Raw genomic sequence first — 13,602 nt, forward strand, 5'->3', positions numbered from 1 at the left:
TGCACCAAAAACCCCATTATGCACTCTTTGCATAATGGGTTTTTGCGTCTGGGACGTGGTGGGCGCGACTGGACTCGAACCAGCGACCCCTACCGTGTCAAGGTAGTGCTCTAGCCATCTGAGCTACGCGCCCGCTCGTGCTGCTTTTGGCCTCGGTTTTCTCGCAAAAAGCGGAAAACGTTGGAGGCGCTGACCGGATTCGAACCGGTGAATGGAGGTTTTGCAGACCTCTGCCTTACCACTTGGCTACAGCGCCGCGCCCGTCCCTCGAGACGCACTGGTCGGAACCTGATCATGCTAAAACTGCCCCGACCTACACCCTCTGCGTCCATCGGGCCGCCTCGAGTGGTTCAGCAACCGTTAGGTTAGCACTTGCGCTAGGGTGTGTCAAACCTTTTTCGGGTACGATTAAACTGTGCGCGAAGTATTCATTAAAACGCCAGGGGGCTTTCGCTGGCCTTTTTCGAAGGGACTGCTGGTCGAGTCAATGATGATGGCAGGGCTGAAGATGGAGCCGGCCATGTCGCTAGCCCATACCATCGAGGAACAGTTGCGTTCCCGCAAGAAGCCTGAAATTACTGCCCTGGCTCTCAAGAAACTGCTCATTAGTGAGGTGGAAAGAAACTTTGGGCCAGAGATGGCCGAGCGCCTCAGAGGCCAGACCCAGGCCTTTGAAGACATCGTGGTCAGGGAGGGGTATCGCCGTCGGCCCTTTTCCAAAGGGGTGCTGGTGCGCAGCCTGGAAGACGCGGGGTTTTCTATGCGCGAGGCCCAGACCATTGCGCGTTCGCTGGAAAGCCGCTTGCGCCGCAGCGGGGTGCGCTTGATAGATGCCGACGAGTTAGAGAAGCGCATTATTGCCGAAATTGAAGGGCTGTATGGGCCAGCCGCAAGAAACCGCTATGCAGGGCGGCAAGCGCTGGCAGGGGAAATTTTTGTCGAGGAAGGTGAAGGCGAGCCACGGGTGCCTTTTTCCAAAGGGGTGCTGGCCCAGTCGGTGATGGCGGTAGGGCTTTCGCCCGATGCGGCTTACCGCCTGGCCCGCGACGTGGAGCGCCGTTTGCGCGACAGCGGTTCGACGGTGGTCAAGCGCGACCACCTGCGTAAAATTGTGGCAGAAGAGCTGATGGAGGAAGCAGGGGAGGAGGTGGCCCGCCGCTACCATCTGTTGCGGAGTATTCGGCGGGCGGTTAAGCCGGTTCACCTGTTGATTGGGGGGGTGGCCGGAGTGGGGAAGAGCGTGCTGGCTTCGGCGCTGGCCTACCGGCTGGGCATTACCCGGATGATTTCTACCGATGCGGTGCGGGAAATACTGCGGGCCACGGTTCCCAAAGACCTGCTGCCCACCCTGCACACCAGCAGCTTTGAGTCCTGGCGGGTGCTGACCACACCACAAAAAGCCGAACCCAGCGCGGCTTTGGTCATGCAAGGGTTTCGCGACCAGGTCTCGAGGGTAGCGGTGGGTCTGCGGGCCATCCAGGAGCGCAGCGCCCGAGAAAAAACCTCGCTGGTAGTAGAAGGCGTGCATGTGGTGCCGGGCTACATGACCCACCAGTACCAGAACGAGGTCATTCAGATTCCAATTATGCTGGTGCTCGAGGACGAGGCCCTGCACCGTGACCGCTTTGCCTTGCGTGAGCGTGAGACCAAGGGTTCGCGTACCAGTGGGGCTTATACGCAGCACTTCGACCAGATTCGCCTGATCCAGCAGCATCTCATTGAGCTGGCTCGAGGCGCAGGGGTTCCGCTGATCCCTGCCGAGAACCTGGATCGGGCCATTGACAAGGGCCTCGAGGTGATTGTGGATCGCCTGCAGGAAGCCTATTTTGATGTGGCCCAGGGGTAGCCTGCCTGCGGTAAACCTGGCTATATCTCATACCAGATTCGGTTAGTTCGTCACCGAACGGTGACGAACTAACCCGACCGAAGGGATACGCTTTCTTCGCCGAGCGCAGCGAGGGGTGTGCTCTAGGATTCAAAAAGATAGCCTCTTAGCGCTTTTTGTTTGAAGATTATCTTTTTGAATCCGGTATCACATACCGGGGCCTGCTGGGCAGGGTAGGCTCGAGGTGTGAGCGATCTGATTCAAATAAAGGGACTGCCGGCTATTCCACCCCTGGGCATTGGTACCTGGCAGTGGGGCGACAAGCTGGTCTGGGGCTACGGCAATGGCTACCGGGAAAGCGATACCGAGGCCGCCTACCGGGCTGCCCTGCAAGGCGGGGTGCGGCTTTTTGATACGGCCGAGTTTTATGGTTTTGGCCTTTCGGAAAGGCTGATTGGCCGTTATCGCCGAGCCTATGAGCCCAAGCCCCTGGTAGTCAGCAAGCTATTTCCCTATCCCTGGCGCTTTTCTCGCAAGACGCTTTTCTCTGCCCTCAAAAACAGCCTGAAGCGCCTGGAGATGAACCAGCTGGATCTGTATTTGCTGCACTGGCCCTGGAAGCCGGTACCGCTCGAGCAGTGGGCGCTTTCGCTGGTCGAAGCCTACGAACAAGGGTTGACCAGGGCGGTGGGGGTCTCCAACCACAACCTGGATCAGCTCGAGCGTGTGGCCCGGGTACTGGCTAAACACAATGTCCCCCTGGCGGCCAACCAGGTGGAGTACCACCTGCTCGAGCGCAAGCCCGAGCAGACCGGCCTTTTGCGGGCCATGCAGGCCGAAGGCATGGTGCTCATGGCCTATAGCCCGCTGGCCATGGGCTGGCTGACGGGCAAGTACAACCTGGAGAACCCCCCGCCAGGCCGCTACCGGGCCCAGCGCTACGTGACTCGTAAGGCCCAGATTCCTTTGCTGCTAAAAGGCCTGACCGAGATTGCCGAAACCATTCGTGCTACCCCGGCCCAGGTGGCCCTGCGCTGGTGCATTCAAAAAGGCACCCTGCCCATTCCGGGGGCAAAAAACGCACGGCAAGCCGAGGGCAACGCAGCGGCTTTGTGCATTCGCCTTTCCGATGAGCACATGGCGCGTTTGGACGACCTGAGCGGCTAGAGCGCTCTTCACAGATATTGAGCTGCTCAAAACTTGATTGCTTTGTCCGGCGCAGCACAGAAGAGTGCGATATACCCAACCTGGGGTCTCTTGGCCAAGCCTCAAGCCTCGCCCACCTCGAGGGCCGCCGTCAGGGCTGCGCCCAGCAACCCCGCCTCGCTGCCTAGCTGGGCCAGGCGGATGGGCGGGGCGATCCAGTTTTCCATATAGCGTTGGTACGAACGCAGCACCTCGTCCAGGTAGCCCTGGCCCGCATTGAGCGCCACCCCGCCCCCCAGCACCACCACCTCGGGGTCGTAGCACTTGACCAGCGAGGCCAGGGCGATGCCCACCCAGCTCGCGGCCTGCAGCACGATCCGACTGGCCCTGGGGTCGCCTTGCTGAAACAGGGCAAACAGCTCGCGGGTGTTCATCTCGCGCTGGAAGGCGGCCAGGGCCATGCGCTCCATAGCCGGGCCGGTGGCCAGCGCCTCCAGGCAGCCGTCCAGCCCACAACCACACAGGGGGCCGCCGGGCTGCATGGTGATGTGCCCAATCTCGCCCCCCTGACCATTTACACCCCGCAGCACCCTGTTGCCCCACACAAAACCGCCCCCCACTCCGGTCGAGACCGTCATGTAGAGGGTGCTTTCGGCACCCTGGGCCGCGCCGAGCTTGTGTTCGGCCAGCGCGGCGGCGTTGGCGTCGTTTTCCATATAGACCTTGTAGCCGGTGGCCTGCTCGAGCCGCTCCACGATGGGAAAGTCGGTGAAATTGGCGATGTTGGGGGCAAACTTGATGCGTCCGCGCTTGAAGTCCAGCGGCCCCGGGGTGCCCAGGCCAATGGCCTGAACAGCAACACCCCCGGCTTCTATGGCGGCTTGAGCGGCCTGGGCCATGGCCTCGATCACGGCCGGGCCGCCTTCTTCCGGGGTGGGCACGGTTACCCTGGCCTTGATGCTGCCCTCCGAGAGCACCCCCGCCATAATCTTGGTTCCGCCCAGGTCAATCCCCACTACGCTCATGATGCTTCTCCTTGATGGTCGCGCTCGATGATCAAGACCGCCTCGTCGTAGAGCACCTCGGGCACCCAGAGGCTCACGTCCCCGGTGTAGGTGCCCACATAGGCTTCGGGCAGGCCAAAGCCGGTAAAGGGGGTCTCGAGGTGAACTGGAATACGGCTTTGTTCCAGCCGCACCCGGATGCCCTCGGCGATGAGTCGGGGCGCCGAGAGGAACAGAACGTACCAGGTTTCTCCCCGCATCCGCCGGGGTCGGGTGGGCTTGGGGTTGTCGGCAGTCGGCTGAGGCTCGCTCATTGGCCCATAGCATAACAGCTCTAAGGCGGCCTAAGCCCGAAATTACCCAGCTTTTGCACACCTTCCGGCTAAGCTAGGGGGCGGTAGCTATGCTGGCGCAAGTACGAACCTACAGTCTGTTTGGCCTCGAGGCCCAGCCCATCACGGTGGAGGTGGATGTTTCGCAGGGGATGCCCTTTTACACGGTGGTCGGTCTGCCGGACAAGGCCGTCGAAGAGTCACGGGAACGGGTGCGGGCAGCCCTCAAGAATGCGGGCTTTCCCTATCCCCAGGGGCGGGTGGTCATCAACCTGGCCCCAGCCGAACTGCGCAAAGAGGGCACCCATTACGACCTGCCCATCGCCCTGGGGCTGCTGTGTGCCCAGGGAACCATCCCCCCCGAGGCCCTGCAGGGCTTTGCCTCGGCGGGCGAGCTGGGCCTGGACGGCGAGCTGCGCCCGGTTCCGGGGGCGGTAAACCTGGCGCTGGGCGCGCTGCAGGAGGGCCGTAAGCTGCTCATGCCCCAGACCTCTGCCGAGGAGGCCGCCCTGATCGAAGGGGTCGAGGTGTGGGGTGCGGCCAGCCTGGCGCAGCTGGTGCGCTTTTTGTTGGGACAGGAAGACCTTCCGCAGGCCCGCTATAGCGATGGCCCAGAGGCCCCAGAGACCGCGCTCGATCTGCTCGACGTGAAAGGCCAGGCCAAAGCCAAGCGGGCCCTGGAAATTGCCGCTGCGGGCGCCCACCACCTGCTGATGAGCGGTACGCCCGGTTCGGGCAAGACCATGCTGGCCAAGCGGATGGTGGGGCTGCTGCCCCCCTTGAGCCATGAGGAGGCGCTCGAGGTGACCCGCATCCACTCTGCCGCGGGGCGCCTGATGAAGGGTCTGGTCAAGACCCCACCCTTCCGCAGCCCCCACCACACCGTCTCGGATGCCGGGCTGATTGGGGGTGGTACCATCCCCAAGCCGGGCGAAATCTCGCTGGCCCACCGGGGCGTACTGTTTCTAGACGAGTTTCCCGAGTTCTCCCGCGACGCTTTGGAGGTGCTGCGCCAGCCTCTGGAAGATGGGGTGGTCACCATCTCGCGGGCCAGGGCCAGCTTCACCTATCCGGCGCGGTTTTTGCTCATTGCGGCCATGAACCCCTGCCCCTGCGGCTGGCACGGCGACCCGGAAAGACCCTGTAGCTGCACCCCCAGCCAGCGCACCCGGTACGTGAACCGCATCAGCGGCCCCCTGCTCGACCGCTTCGACCTGGTGGTGGAAGTCCCCCGCCTCACCCCCGCCGAACTCGCCCGCGCCTCCGAAGGGGAGTCTACCGCCGCGGTGCGAGAACGGGTGCTGACGGCAAGGGAAAAGATGAAGGCCCGCCAGGGGAAGCTCAATAGCGAACTCTTCGGTAGAGCGCTGCGGCAGCATACGGTGCTTTCCCCCTCCAGCGAAGCCCTCTTGCAAGCGGCCACTAAACGCTTGGCCCTCACCGCAAGGAGCTACGACCGCATCCTCCGGGTAGCCCGCACCATCGCCGACCTCTCGAACTCAGAACCCATCCAGGAAGCCCACCTGGCCGAGGCGCTGACCTACCGGCGGAGTCTGGGGTGAGGGCTTAATCCAAACAAGCCGCTTAGCTCCGGATCTCCTAGAATGAGTACGGTATGCTATGCCATAGCGGCGTAGAGACCTTACGGCTCCACGGCCAGACCCTCCTGGCGTCCGCTCAACTTTCCCGCCCCGTCCACCTGGTGCTGGGCGTACCTGGGGCTTCGCGCTGTGGGGCTTGGCCCAGCTTCCTCGGCCCTGCCTCATCGTGACCCAATGCCCTTCCCCCCACTACCTGCGCGACCTGATGGACTTGCAGCCGGAGGGGATCCTAGCCACCTCGGCCAGGCCGGAGGATGTCCTCGAGGGGTTGCGGAAGGTCGCGCAGGGTCGGGGTTTCCACAAAATTCCTATGCTAGGCCCGGATAGCCTGACTGCCCGTGAGCGGCAGGTAATGCGTTCGGTGGCGCTGGGGTTCTGCGGGTGCTGCACCGGGTGGCGAGCCCCGGCCCCGCCGACTTTATACTGGGCGAGGTGATGCCCGATGAAGACGTTATGGAACCTCCTGGAGGGGCGCAGAGGCGAGTTCCTGGGCCTGCTGGCGGTTAGCAGCCTGGTGAGCGCGGCCGAGGCCCTGATCCACACGTTAATGCTCAAGTGGCTCTTCGACGAGGCGGTGATCACGCAAGACTTCCGGCGCTTCGGGCTCCTGGGGCTCGCCTACCTCGCCTTGGGACTGGGCCTGGTTGCTCTGTTCTGGGCCGTCTCGCTCTGGCAGAAGGCCTTCGTCAACCGGGTGGCGCTCGATGTGGAGGGGCGGCTGCTAGCCCAGGCCCTCCGCCTCGACTGGCAAGACTTCAGCCGCGAGGGAGCCGGGGCCTTTGTGAGCCGGGTTCACCAGGACGTCCTCGAGGGGCTGGCCCCTGCGGTTTCCCTCTTGGTTGACGTGGCCCGCCAGGCCCTGGCGACCCTGGCCTTCCTGGGGGTGCTGCTGTACCTGTCGTGGCAGGCTACCCTGGCCCTGGCGATACTGGTCCCGCCGCTATTGTGGGTCGCGCAGCGGGTCGGGACGAGGATTCGCCAGGCGACCACGGACGAGCGGGAGGCGGAGGCCCGCTACCTCGAGGTCCTCTCCCAATCGCTCAAGGCCTTCCGGGCTCTACGCGGCCTACCCCGTCTTCTCAGCCCGACTCTGGCCGCTAACCGGGAGGCCCTGAGCGCCTACCTCGAAGGCACCTACCGCAGTCACCGGCTGATAGGGGCCCAACAGGCCTGGAGCGACGTGTTCATGAACCTGGCCAACACGCTCGCACTGGTCGTGGGCGGCTACTTCGTCCTGGTCCGCGTGCTGAGCTTCGGCGGATATTTGGCCTTCGTCAACGCCTTCTGGCGTGCGGTGAACAACACCTTTTCCCTGCTGCGCAGGGTGCCCGAGTTCCACCGCCACGCGCAGGTCCTCGAGCGCGTCCACGGGCTGCTCTCCTCCGCACCCGACCCCTATGCGCGGCTGGCCGCCGAAGCCCGACTCCAGGGGGTGGGGGTGACCTACGCGGGCGGGGCCTTGCTGGAGCTACCGCGGGTGGAAATCCGCCCAGGCGAGCGCCTACTGCTCGTAGGCCCCAACGGCGCGGGCAAGAGCACCCTCCTCCACGTGCTCGCGGGGTATCTGGCCCCAAAGGAGGGCGAGGTGGTGCGGCCCGCGCGGGTGGCCGCGCTCACCGCTCCCCCCGAGCTGCCGCCCTTGACGGTACGCGAGCTGGTTCCCGACGCTGGGATCCGCCGGGAACTGGGGCTGGAGGGCCTGGAGGACCGCCGCCCGGAGGCCCTGTCCTCGGGGCAGCGGCAGAGGGCCGCCATCGGCGTGCTGCTTTGCGAAGAGGCCGACCTCTACCTTCTGGACGAGCCCCTGGCCAACTTGGACTCCGAGAGCCGGGAGGGGGTGCTCGAGCTCATCCTGCGCCGGACCGCAGGAAAGGCCCTGGTCGTGGTACTGCACGGGGATGAGACGCTGCACAGCCGCTTCGACCGGGTGGTGGAGCTGGCAGGCCCGCAGGTGCTGGACTCCCCGTAGCGGCCGTGTTCACCCCGGCCACTTGGGCAACGAGCACAACACGTGGGGCGGGCAGGCCTTGCTTTTGGGGATGGACCTCTCCTTGTGGCCCCGGGTGCGGAAGCTCTTGGTGGACTGGGGTACCGGGGTCTTCGGGGCTTGGCCTCCTCCCTGGGGTTGGAGCTGGAGGGGGTAGCCCGTCCTTACGCGGGGGTGCGGGGGGAGAGGAGGTACCCGAGATTCCGCGGGAGGGTGGGTTCAAACTACGAGGGAAACCCCCGGGTGAGCGAGGCCTGGGTCTACCTGGGCACCTGGGCATGCTACGCTTGTTGGTGAAGCAGCTGGCTAGGGCCGTCTGAGGCCTGATGGGAGACTTTTAGAACAGCCTCTGATTTTGGCACGAACGACACCTGCGGCACCAACTGCACCTGTGGCTGCACCGGCTATACCGCATGTGCCAACGGTCCGGGGAAAAATGGCTGACCCCAATTGGAGGGAATCTTGCAGCGCTTCTGGAGAATCCTGCGCTTTCTAGGATCCTTCCGCGGCTTTTTGGTCCTGTGCGCCCTGGCGTTGCTGGTGGGCTTGGGCCTGGAGTGGGCCAACCGGCCCGTCGTCACCCAGCTCCGGGCTGAGGCCCACCGCATCAGCAGCTCGCCTACTGCGCTCAGCCCGGCCGACAAGGCCTACCTGCGCCGGCTGGTCGGGGAGGCACGGGTGGTGGGGCTGGGCGAGGGGTCGCACGGCAGCAAGGAGTACCCCGAACGCAAGGCCGTCTTGTGGGCGCACAACGGCCACGTCGCCTTCCGCGAGCGGGCCATCTACCCCTTGCGCGGGTCCCCGATGGGCTGGTACCTGCGTTAGCGCTACGGCAGGGGCTACTTCGTCCTGGCCACCACCTTCTACTCGGGCTCGGTGCTGGCCATGTGGCCGCAGCTACCCGGGGTCGGCCAGGAGCGGGTGGCTATGCCGGTTTTTCCCACCCTTCCCGGCACCGCCGACTCCGCTTTCCACCGGGCCTTCGGCGGGGACTTCCTGTTCGACCTGCGCGCGGAGCGGCCCGATAGCCCGCTGGGGCGCTGGCTGCGGCGGTCCCAGCTCATCAAGGCCATCGGGTCGGGCTACTTCCCCTTCCCCCTGGTCGGCTCGAGCCCGGCCACCCTCCCCACCTACTTCGACGCCCTGCTCTTCATCGACAAGACCACTGCGGCTGAGCCCCTCAACCCGCGATGAGGAGGGGTGCCCCTGCGGCTGGCACGGCGACCCGGAAAGACCCTGTAGCTGCACCCCCAGCCAGCGCACCCGGTACGTGAACCGCATCAGCGGCCCCCTGCTCGACCGCTTCGACCTGGTGGTGGAAGTCCCCCGGCTCACCCCCGCCGAACTCGCCCGCGCCTCCGAAGGGGAGCCTACCGCCGCGGTGCGAGAACGGGTGCTGACGGCAAGGGAAAAGATGAAGGCCCGCCAGGGGAAGCTCAATAGCGAACTCTTCGGTAGAGCGCTGCGGCAGCATACGGTGCTTTCCCCCTCCAGTGAAGCCCTCTTGCAAGCGGCCACTAAACGCTTGGCCCTCACCGCAAGGAGCTACGACCGCATCCTCCGGGTAGCCCGCACCATCGCCGACCTCTCGAACTCAGAACCCATCCAGGAAGCCCACCTGGCCGAGGCGCTGACCTACCGGCGGAGTTTGGGGTAAGGATCAGCACCTTACCTTGGAGGAACAGGCTACATCAAAAGCGGTACACCCGCGCAAACGCGAAACGTGGGGCGCCGATGATAACCCTTGGCTCCCTAGGGTAAGGCTCTGGCTCCGAGTAGAGCACCGGCCCGACCTCGCACAGCACCCCAGAGCGGCCCTTCGGGCGGCAGTACTCGCGGTCGTTTGGATCCCTCCCGCCCAAGCCCTCATTGACATAGGGGAAGCCGTACTGGCCGTAGCCTCGCACGAAGTACCTGAGAGGACTGGTTGGATCATCCGCGCCCAGCCCCAACAGTACGAAGGTCCGCTCCGGAAGCCTCCGGGTACGCCTCCAGAGAAGCCGGAACCCGCTCTCCCTGGCGAGATCCACGGTCTTGGCGTTCACCTGAGGGGAGGCGTAGAAACCGCGCTTCCAGTGCCAGCAAAAGGCAGTGGGTACCAATCCTGGGATCTCGGGCACCGCAGGAAGGGCTGCGCGGTGGTTATCTACCAAATAGAAGCGGGCCGAGGGACTCCGTCCGTGTAGCTCGCGGGCCAGCCCCGCTCCCCCGAGAAAAGCCGCCTTGTAGGCCCCATCCCAGCGCAGCGAGAGCCGGAGGGCCCGGGCCACCTCCCGCACCGGGACCACAACCCGGCCCCCCCTGACTACCGGGCTGACTTCGAACGCACCGGGTTGTCCATCCACCCGGTAACCCCTGCCGCGGCCAAACTCCAGGGTGTGCCCGGCAAATGATAGCTGTATGCGGGAGCCCATCGGGTCAGCCGCGAAGCCCATCCCCGCCACCGCCGCCAGGTAGCGCGCAGGCGCCCATAACCGCCCGGTCTCCAGGAAGAGACCGGGCCGGGTGTAGACCAGCCAGAGGTCGGCCACCTTCAGAAAGGGGCCGGTGGAGCAGCCCACGTTCTGCGCGGAAGCCGCTGCAGGAAAGAGCAGGGCAGCGGCCAGGAAGGCTGGGGCGAGGAGTGCACGCATCATTGCAAGCGGATGTACACCTCTTCTGAGCCACTGCTGGTCGAGGTGACCTGGGTCTTGGCGGTCACGCAGTCCTCGGCTACGTCGGGCGCGGTCTGTCTCCAGTGTAAGCCGGAACTCGAGGTGAGGCCCAATCGGAGATCACTCCAGCTCATAGTATCCTTTATCCCGCTGCTCCCAGACCCATTGATCTGAGCGCTGCTAGGAACGTGCTTGAAGACATTGCCGACCCCACTCAGCTTGAGGCTTGGTAGATCGAAATCCACCGATTATGGGGTAAATGGTACTTGCCCTCGGGATCCAGGTATGCGCAGGCCACCTCGCGCGGGTTTGTACTTCCGCTGCGCTGCATCCAAGGGCAGCAGGGCTAAATAGGGCACTACGAAACTCCACTCCACCCGGCTGTCGCCGCGAAACAACGCTACCTCTAGCTCCGCTCGGCGAAAGTACACCTCATCGCTCACGCCCGAGGGGAGCCCCCAAACAAAACACCTGCCTTCGTTTGGAGCCTTCCCTACCAGTCCTTAGTAGCCTCTAGCGGTTCTACGCGATTGTGTCCCATCTCCAGACGGCTTATCTTGGGTACTCGACTCCCGGCAGCTGCACGTCGCCCAACCCCAGGCTCTGGTCGGTCGCAGGCTGGAGGGCGATGTCCACGCCGCCCTTGGGGGGCGAGACCTTAACTGGGTTTTGGCCACCGTAGATGTCGCCGAAGGCGGCTTGACTGTGGAGGTTGCAGGTCAGGAGGTGGAGGAGGCGAAAGACCCCGTCTTATCCGGGATGTCACGCGAGTGTCACGCTGGCTTGTGTAATTTGTACATCAGGCAAGATTATCCGTTTGAATGGGATACTAGAGCTGGGCTTACCAAGACGCTTACGAGGGTTTGCGATCCACCTTTGAGCGCATAGTGCGCGATAATAACTCTGATGCTCGAAACTGTCCCCAAAAACCCTACACCGGCCCCTAGCTGGGTGCTGGGGTTGCTGGGGCGACCCCGGCTCCTCGGCCCGGCGGGTGATACCAACCTTAGATAGATAGTCATTCCTTGGGGATCCACCCGAACCCCGCCACCCCCCGGATGAACTCGGGGTGCTCCTGGAGATAGACACACCGCTCTACCAGACGCTCTTGCAAAGCCTCCAAGTTGGGGAAGCTCTCATTGGCCACCGCTTCCCGCAGCAAAGGCACCACCGGCTCTGCCGGGGAGAGCTCGGGGGTGTAGGGCGGTAAGTGCAGCAGCAGCAGACCGGGCGGTACCTGGAGGTCTTTGGCCCGGTGCCAGCCTGCGTTGTCCAAAAGCAGCACCAGAACCTTCCGCCCCTCTGGGTCCACCTCCTGCTGAAACTCCCGTAGGGCCAGACTCATGAGCTCGCTGTTCACCGTGGGCAGGATCAGGAAGGTACTCCTCCCACTGGCCGGATGCACGAAGAGGTAAACGTACAGCCATTCATAGCGGGTGCGGTGGAAGGCCAGAGGCCGCTGCCCTTTGAGCGCCCAGACCTTACACAGGATGGGTTTCAAGCCCACCCGGGCCTCATCCTGGCTCCAGACCTCCACCGGCTTATCCGGGTGCAACTGCCGCTGGGCCTCTACCACCTGGGCTACTTTTTTTTGAAAGCCTCCTGCTCCTGCTCGCTCGCAGCGCGGGTGTGGCGGGGGCGGGGGCGTTGGAGGCTGAAGCCCAAGCGGCGCAGGTAGGTCCAGGCGGTGACCTCGGCCATGCTCTTACCGGTGTGCGCCTGAACCCAGTGGGCCACCTTGCGGGCCGTCCACACCCCCCCGTCGGGAGGACGCGCTTGCAGGGCCCGCCGGAGGGCTTGTTGCTCCTCCTGGTTCAGCAAGGCCCGCTTATCCCCTCCTGGGTTGTAGCGGTGCTTATCGATGAGCCCTTGGGGTCCCTCGGCGTTGTAGCGCCGGATGAGCTTGTAGACCCAGTTCTGGCTAAACCCGGTGGCCTGGCTCACCGCCAGGGTGCTGGGGCGGTGCTCCCGGGTCTGCTGGGCGTACAACCAGATCACCTGCCAGCGGGTCTTCTCCTTGGCATCCTTGCAGCTACGGTAGCGCTGTTCGAGTTCTTCCAGGCTCAGGTGGGGGTGTAGGGCTATGGCTTTGCTCGGCATGTATTATTATCTACATAGATTTGGTATGAGAGGCTGTCGTAAAAGTCTACTATGCTTGAAGGGTGGCTTCTACACGAAGATTTTACCCCAGCGACCTCTCGGATGCGGAGTGGGTTCTCCTGGAACCCCTCATCCCCGCCCCCAAGCCGGGAGGCCGCCCTGCAAAAGTACCCAGAAGGGAGATCGTCAACGCCATACCCTACGTCCTGAAAAACGGCATCTAGGGGCGGGCCATGCCCCATGACTTACCCCACGGGTCTACGGTCTACCCCTACTTCCGCAAGTGGCAGAAGGAGGGGGTGTGGGAGAAGGCGGTCCAAGCCCTGGCCCGGTGGGATCGGGAGCGGGAGGGGCGATACGCCTCTCCCAGCGCCCTGGTGATGGATAGCCAGTCGGTGAAGACGAGTGAAAAGGGGGGCCCCGGGGACACGACGGGGCGAAGAAGGTCAAGGGGAGGAAACGCCAGATCCTGACGGACACGGGGGGCCGATGGCTGAAGGTGTAGGTGCACCCGGAGGGCGGGCACGACCGGTGGGGTGGGAAGGCCCTTCTGGAGGGGATGGACCTCGACTATTGGCCGAGGGCACGGAAGGTCTTCGTGGACTGGGGGTACCGGGGTTTGCGGGAGGTGGCTAGAGCCTGCTAAGAAGCCAAACATAAACCATCCAGGACTTTCGGCAAGAGCAGAATGGAGAAAGCCAGCCAGTGAAACCCCTTGAGGGTCTCGGCCAGACGTTCGTAGTCACGGGCCAGACGACGAAAACGAGCCATCCAGGCAAAACTGCGCTCGACCACCCAGCGCCTGGGCAGCAGAACAAAGCCCTTCTTGGCCTCGGCAAGTTTGACCACACACAGGGCAATACCCTCCTGGGCAGCGGCTTGCTCAGCCTCGGACCCCGTGTAACCCTGATCCACGAAGGCGATCTCCACCCGTTCCTGGGTGACCGCTTGGA

11 protein-coding genes, 2 tRNA genes and 3 pseudogenes are annotated in these 13,602 nt (G+C 64.0%); 8 read left to right on the forward strand and 8 right to left on the reverse strand.

Translation table 11 applies throughout. The features are described 5' to 3' along the window. Positions 1–56 precede the first annotated feature (56 nt). Together Q355_RS0105080 and Q355_RS0105085 are read right to left on the reverse strand one after the other, a co-directional pair. Positions 57–133, reverse strand: a tRNA-Val gene (locus Q355_RS0105080). A gap of 48 nt (positions 134–181) precedes the next feature. Continuing rightward, positions 182–256: transfer RNA gene (locus Q355_RS0105085), tRNA-Cys, on the reverse strand. 159 nt (positions 257–415) lie between these two features. Here Q355_RS0105085 and Q355_RS0105090 point away from each other — a divergent pair. Next, entirely contained in the window at positions 416–1,846 is a 1,431-nt protein-coding gene (locus Q355_RS0105090) for an ATP cone domain-containing protein (protein ID WP_027876799.1), read from the forward strand. Between the two features lie 225 nt (positions 1,847–2,071). Then, complete coding sequence (locus tag Q355_RS0105095) at positions 2,072–2,992, forward strand: aldo/keto reductase (RefSeq protein WP_051529315.1); 921 nt, start codon at positions 2,072–2,074, stop codon at positions 2,990–2,992. Between the two features lie 101 nt (positions 2,993–3,093). Here the strand turns inward: Q355_RS0105095 and Q355_RS0105100 are convergent, their stop codons facing one another. Then, a complete protein-coding gene (locus Q355_RS0105100) occupies positions 3,094–3,996 on the reverse strand; it encodes an ROK family protein (RefSeq protein ID WP_027876801.1) in 903 nt (300 codons plus the stop codon). After that, on the reverse strand, positions 3,993–4,289 hold the full coding sequence (locus Q355_RS0105105) for a hypothetical protein (RefSeq protein ID WP_156941873.1): 297 nt from the start codon (positions 4,287–4,289) through the stop codon (positions 3,993–3,995). Before Q355_RS0105105 ends, Q355_RS0105100 begins: the two co-directional genes overlap by 4 nt. A gap of 89 nt (positions 4,290–4,378) precedes the next feature. Between Q355_RS0105105 and Q355_RS0105110 the strand changes: the two genes are divergently transcribed. The 5 genes and pseudogenes from Q355_RS0105110 to Q355_RS0105135 form a co-directional block, all read left to right on the forward strand. After that, the gene (locus Q355_RS0105110) at positions 4,379–5,869 is read left to right on the forward strand and encodes a YifB family Mg chelatase-like AAA ATPase (protein WP_027876803.1); all 1,491 of its coding nucleotides are present in this window, start codon (positions 4,379–4,381) and stop codon (positions 5,867–5,869) included. A 481-nt stretch (positions 5,870–6,350) separates the two neighbouring features. Next, positions 6,351–7,877, forward strand: a complete 1,527-nt coding sequence (locus Q355_RS0105120) for an ABC transporter transmembrane domain-containing protein (protein WP_027876805.1) — start codon at positions 6,351–6,353, stop codon at positions 7,875–7,877. A 480-nt stretch (positions 7,878–8,357) separates the two neighbouring features. Then, positions 8,358–8,720, forward strand: coding sequence for a hypothetical protein (locus tag Q355_RS0105125; RefSeq protein WP_156941874.1), 363 nt, complete (start codon positions 8,358–8,360; stop codon positions 8,718–8,720). Positions 8,721–8,732: 12 nt separating this feature from the next. Then, positions 8,733–9,089 (forward strand): annotated as a pseudogene (locus Q355_RS0105130) (erythromycin esterase family protein); the annotation flags it as partial. Between the two features lie 7 nt (positions 9,090–9,096). Continuing rightward, positions 9,097–9,552 (forward strand): annotated as a pseudogene (locus Q355_RS0105135) (magnesium chelatase subunit ChlI family protein); the annotation flags it as partial. A 34-nt stretch (positions 9,553–9,586) separates the two neighbouring features. Here the strand turns inward: Q355_RS0105135 and Q355_RS0105140 are convergent. The 3 genes and pseudogenes from Q355_RS0105140 to Q355_RS16380 form a co-directional block, all read right to left on the reverse strand. Next, on the reverse strand, positions 9,587–10,531 hold the full coding sequence (locus Q355_RS0105140) for a stalk domain-containing protein (protein WP_084496061.1): 945 nt from the start codon (positions 10,529–10,531) through the stop codon (positions 9,587–9,589). Further along, positions 10,528–10,683, reverse strand: coding sequence for a hypothetical protein (locus Q355_RS16670; RefSeq protein WP_156941875.1), 156 nt, complete (start codon positions 10,681–10,683; stop codon positions 10,528–10,530). Before Q355_RS16670 ends, Q355_RS0105140 begins: the two co-directional genes overlap by 4 nt. Positions 10,684–11,567: 884 nt before the next feature. Further along, positions 11,568–12,649: pseudogene (locus Q355_RS16380) on the reverse strand (IS630 family transposase). Between the two features lie 62 nt (positions 12,650–12,711). Here Q355_RS16380 and Q355_RS16385 point away from each other — a divergent pair. Beyond that, the gene (locus tag Q355_RS16385; RefSeq protein ID WP_084496062.1) at positions 12,712–12,873 is read left to right on the forward strand and encodes a transposase; all 162 of its coding nucleotides are present in this window, start codon (positions 12,712–12,714) and stop codon (positions 12,871–12,873) included. Positions 12,874–13,291: 418 nt separating this feature from the next. On the opposite strand, the gene Q355_RS0105165 is transcribed toward Q355_RS16385, so the two are convergent. After that, positions 13,292–13,602: IS5 family transposase (locus tag Q355_RS0105165; RefSeq protein ID WP_027876814.1), on the reverse strand; the 311-nt coding region annotated here is incomplete at its 5' end.

It is taken from the genome of Meiothermus cerbereus DSM 11376, assembly GCF_000620065.1.
In the GTDB taxonomy this organism is placed as follows: Bacteria; Deinococcota; Deinococci; order Deinococcales; family Thermaceae; genus Meiothermus; species Meiothermus cerbereus.

Coding starts and splice junctions, on each gene's coding strand:
- Q355_RS16670 (WP_156941875.1), bottom strand. CDS start 10,683: ATGAGCTGGAGTGATCTCCGATTGGGCCTCACCTCGAGTTCCGGCTTA.
- Q355_RS0105105 (WP_156941873.1), bottom strand. CDS start 4,289: ATGAGCGAGCCTCAGCCGACTGCCGACAACCCCAAGCCCACCCGACCC.
- Q355_RS0105120 (WP_027876805.1), top strand. CDS start 6,351: ATGAAGACGTTATGGAACCTCCTGGAGGGGCGCAGAGGCGAGTTCCTG.
- Q355_RS0105100 (WP_027876801.1), bottom strand. CDS start 3,996: ATGAGCGTAGTGGGGATTGACCTGGGCGGAACCAAGATTATGGCGGGG.
- Q355_RS0105140 (WP_084496061.1), bottom strand. CDS start 10,531: ATGATGCGTGCACTCCTCGCCCCAGCCTTCCTGGCCGCTGCCCTGCTC.
- Q355_RS0105110 (WP_027876803.1), top strand. CDS start 4,379: ATGCTGGCGCAAGTACGAACCTACAGTCTGTTTGGCCTCGAGGCCCAG.